Consider the following 3,959-nt stretch of genomic DNA (forward strand, 5'->3'; position numbering starts at 1 on the left):
CGCTCACCGCGCTCGGTGGCGGCCCGCTCCAGGACGAGCTCGCGCACCGCGGCGGTGAACCGGGGGTCGGCGCCGACGGTGGCGGCCCGGGCCACCGGCAGGCCGAGCTCGGCGGCCTTGGCGACGGCCTCGGTGTCGAGGTCGTACTTGACCTCCATGTGGTCGGAGACGAAGCCGATCGGGACCATCACCACGGCGGGCGCGCCCCCGGCGTGCTGGGCCTCCAGGTGGTCGCAGATGTCGGGCTCCAGCCACGGGACGTGCGGGGCCCCGCTGCGGCTCTGGTACACCAGCTCCCACGGCCGGTCGGCCACCCCGGTGCGCTCGGCCACGGCGGCGGCGATCAGCCGGGCCACGTCCAGGTGCTGGGCGACGTACGCGCCGCCGGGCTCGCCGCGCGCCGGGTCGTCCGGGGCGCCGGAGGTCTCGGCCATGGTGTCCGGGACGGAGTGGGTGGTGAACGCCAGCCGGGCGCCGGCCCGGACGGCCTCGGGCAGTTCGTCCAGGGCGCCCAGGGTGGCGTCGATCATCGGCTCGACGAAGCCCGGGTGGTTGTAGAAGTGCCGCAGCTTGTCGACCCGCAGGGCCGGTGCGCCCTCCTCGGCGAGCGCGGCCAGCGCGTCGGCCAGGTTCTCCCGGTACTGGCGGCAGCCCGAGTAGCCGGCGTAGGCGCTGGTGGCGAGCACGGCGATCCGGCGGTGGCCGTCGGCGGCCAGCTCCCGCAGGGTGTCGACCAGGTAGGGCGCCCAGTTCCGGTTGCCCCAGTAGACCGGCAGGTCCAGCCCGTGCTCGGCGAAGTCCTTGCGCAGCGCGGCGAGCAGCTCGCGGTTCTGCCCGTTGATCGGACTGACCCCGCCGAACATGAAGTAGTGCCTGCCCACCTCCTTCAGCCGCTCCTTGGGGATGCCGCGGCCGCGGGTGACGTTCTCCAGGAACGGGACGACGTCCTCGGGGCCCTCGGGCCCGCCGAAGGACAGCAGCAGCAGGGCGTCGTACGGGGCGGCGCCGGAGGGGGAGGGTTTGCGCGCGTCGGACATGGAACCGATCCTGCCACTGAGGGGCCGGGCGCCGCCGCCGGGGCCGCACGGCTGTCCGGAAAATACCGTTTGCCAACATACGTAAGCTGTGTACGCCAGCCTTGTTCCTTACTCCCCCGCCCGGAGCTCCCGTGCTGTCCAGCTACCGCCAGATATTCGCCTCCCCCGGCACTCTGGCCTTCTCCTCCACCGGCTTCGTATCCCGACTGCCGATCTCCATGACCGGGATCGGCATCGTGACCATGCTGTCCCAGCTCAGAGGCTCCTACGGGGTGGCAGGCCTGGTCTCGGCCTGCCTCGCGATCTCCGCCGCGGTCCTCGGCCCGCAGGTCTCCCGGCTGGTCGACCGGCACGGCCAGCGCAGGATCATCGTCCCCGCCATGGCGCTCACCATCGTTTCCGCCACCGGCCTGCTGCTCTGCGCCCGGCTGGAGGCCCCGGACTGGACCCTGTTCGTCTTCGCCGCGGGCATGGGCGTGATGCCGAGCACCGGCGCGATGGTCCGCGCCCGCTGGGCCCACCTCTACCGCGACGACACCGGCAAGCTGCACACCGCCTACTCCTTCGAGGCCGTGGTCGACGAGGTCTGCTTCATCGTCGGCCCGATCCTCTCCATCGGTCTGGCCACCTCCGTCTTCCCCGAGGCCGGCCTGCTGCTCGGCGCGATCTTCCTCGCCGTCGGCGTCCTGCTGTTCGCCGGGCAGCGCTCCACCGAGCCGCCGGTCCATCCGGCCACCCGGCACGAGGGCGGCTCGGTCATCCTCAACCGCGGCCTCCAGGTGCTGATCCTGACCTTCGTCGCCACCGGCGCGATCTTCGGCTCGGTCGAGGTGGTCACCGTCGCCTACGCCGAGGCCCAGGGCCACAAGTCGGTCTCCAGCGTGATCCTCGCCCTGTGGGCGCTCGGCTCCTGCCTGGCCGGGGTGGTCTTCGGAACCCTCAAGCTCACCGGCTCGATGGCGGTGCGCTTCCTCGTCGGCGTCCTGTTCATGGCGGTCAGCATGGTGCCCCTGCTGCTGGTCGCCCACGCGGTGCACGGCGTGGGCGGGCTGATCGTGGTCGGCGCCGCGCTGCTGATCGCCGGCATCGCCATCTCCCCCACCCTGATCACCGCGATGGCCCTGGTCGAGCGCCTCGTCCCGGCCGCCCAGCTGACCGAGGGCATGACCTGGACCACCACCGGCCTGGCCCTCGGCGTCGCGGCCGGCTCCTCGGCCGGCGGCTGGGTGATCGACGCCTCCGGCGCCGCCGCCGGCTACTGGGTGCCGATGGCCGCCGGCCTGCTCGGGGTGCTCGCCGCCCTCGCCGGCCTCGGCCGGCTGCGGGCCGGACTGACCGCCGAACCCGGCACCGAGGCCGCCGTCGAAGGGGCCGAACGGACCGTAGACGCCGAACGGTGAACTGACTAATCTCTCGCCCTACCCGCGGGCCTACCCGCGGGTAGGGCGGCCGCGCCGCCCCGGACCGCGCCGACCCGTTCGGCCACGGAGCAGGAGGCAGCGCAATGCCCCAGGCCAGTACCGCGACGCCCACCCGGTGGACCAACTGGGCCGGCAACCAGAGCGCCCGGCCCGCCCGGGCCGCCGCCCCCGGCACCGTGGAGGAGCTGGCCAAGGAGATCCTGCGGGCCGCCGAACAGGGCCGCACCGTCAAGGCCGTCGGCTCCGGCCACTCCTTCACCTCGATCGCCTCCGCCGGCGACGGCGTCCAGATCCGCCCGCACGCACTCACCGCCGTCCGTGCGATCGACCGCGAGGCCGGCACCATCACCGTCGAGTCCGGCCTCCCGCTGCACCGGCTCAACCGGGTCCTCGCCGCCGAGGGCCTCTCCCTGACCAACATGGGCGACATCGAGGTCCAGACCGTGGCCGGCGCCACCAGCACCGGCACCCACGGCACCGGCCGCGACTCCGGCTCACTGGCCGCCCAGATCCGCGCGCTGGAGATCGTCCTCGCCGACGGCACCGTCCAGCGCTGCTCCCCCACCGAGAACCCCCGGCTCTTCCAGGGCGGCCGGCTCGGCCTCGGCGCCCTCGGCGTGATCACCGCGCTCACCTTCGGCGTCGAGCCGGCCTTCCTGCTCACCGCGCACGAGCAGCCGATGGGCTTCGACGAGGTGCTGGAGCGCCTGGACGACCTCACCGCCGTCAACGAGCACTTCGAGTTCTACTGGTTCCCGCACACCGACCGCTGCTCCACCAAGCGCAACAACCGCAGCCAGGGCCCGGCCGCCCCGCTGCCCCGGTTCAAGGAGTGGCTGGAGGACGACTTCCTCTCCAACACCGTCTGGGAGGGCGCCTGCCGGGTCGGCCGGCGCTTCCCCGGCTCGATCCCCTCGATCGCCTCGCTGGCCAGCCGGGCCTGGTCCGAGCGCAGCTTCACCGACACCGCCTACAAGGTGTTCACCAGCCCGCGCAAGGTCCGCTTCGTGGAGATGGAGTACGCGGTGCCGCGCGCGACCGTCGGCGAGGTGCTGCGCGAGCTGAAGGCCCTGGTCGAGCGCTCCGACTGGAAGGTCAGCTTCCCGGTCGAGGTGCGCTTCGCCCCCGCCGACGACCTCTGGCTCTCCACCGCCTCCGGCCGGGACAGCGCCTACATCGCCGTCCACCTCTACCGGGGCACCGCCGACCAGGGCTACTTCACCGGCGTCGAACAGCTGATGACCGCCCATCAGGGCCGGCCGCACTGGGGCAAACTGCACACCCGCGACGCCGAGTACCTGGCCGGCGTCTACCCGCACTTCGGCGACTTCACCGCGCTGCGCGACGAGGTCGACCCGCAACGGGTGTTCGGCAACGACTACCTGCGCCGGGTGCTGGGCGCCTGACGCGCCCCTAGGACGTCCCGGCGGCCCCGTCGGCCGGCGGCGGGGCCACCGGCGCCTTCGCCGGCTCGTTCGCCGGGGCGCTGCTCGGTGCCGGC

3 protein-coding genes are annotated in these 3,959 nt (G+C 73.4%); 2 read left to right on the forward strand and 1 reads right to left on the reverse strand.

What is annotated here, in order from left to right:
- Positions 1-1,037, reverse strand: a 1,037-nt coding sequence (locus KS423_RS40335) for a ferrochelatase (RefSeq protein WP_224284702.1), incomplete at its 3' end; no start/stop codon positions are given.
- Between the two features lie 131 nt (positions 1,038-1,168).
- On the opposite strand from KS423_RS40335, the gene KS423_RS40340 reads away from it, so the two are divergent.
- Both KS423_RS40340 and KS423_RS40345 read left to right on the forward strand, forming a co-directional pair.
- On the forward strand, positions 1,169-2,437 hold the full coding sequence (locus tag KS423_RS40340) for an MFS transporter (protein ID WP_224284703.1): 1,269 nt from the start codon (positions 1,169-1,171) through the stop codon (positions 2,435-2,437).
- Between the two features lie 104 nt (positions 2,438-2,541).
- Positions 2,542-3,864: a D-arabinono-1,4-lactone oxidase gene (locus KS423_RS40345; protein WP_224284704.1), complete on the forward strand. Its 1,323-nt coding sequence runs from the start codon at positions 2,542-2,544 to the stop codon at positions 3,862-3,864.
- The last annotated feature ends 95 nt before the right edge of the window (positions 3,865-3,959 follow it).

Source organism: Streptomyces sp. LS1784 (genome assembly GCF_020103755.1).
In the GTDB taxonomy this organism is placed as follows: domain Bacteria; phylum Actinomycetota; class Actinomycetes; order Streptomycetales; family Streptomycetaceae; genus Kitasatospora.

Excerpts from the sequence above, each read along its gene's own strand:
- KS423_RS40345 (WP_224284704.1), top strand. The coding sequence starts at position 2,542 with ATGCCCCAGGCCAGTACCGCGACGCCCACCCGGTGGACCAACTGGGCC.